Origin of the sequence: Pseudomonas sp. NPDC087346, assembly GCF_044744235.1 — a bacterium.
Taxonomy (GTDB): Bacteria; Pseudomonadota; Gammaproteobacteria; order Pseudomonadales; family Pseudomonadaceae; genus Aquipseudomonas.
Map to the genome: position 1 here is coordinate 61472 of NZ_JBIUXX010000003.1, position 266 is coordinate 61737.

Sequence of the window (266 nt, forward strand, 5' to 3'; positions counted from 1 at the left end):
CAACGATGTCGAAAGTACCGACCGCATCGCTGGCAGGCCAGCTCCCACAGAGATTGAGGGTGTACCCGGATTTTAACGACACCCGCAAAACCTGTAGGAGTGAGCCTGCTCGCGATAGCGCAATGTCAGTCGACAACGATGTCGAAAGTGCTGGCCCCATCGCTGGCAAGCCAGCTCCCACAGAGATTGAGGGTGTACCCGGATTTTAACGACACCCGCAAAACCTGTAGGAGTGAGCCTGCTCGCGATAGCGCAATGTCAGTCGA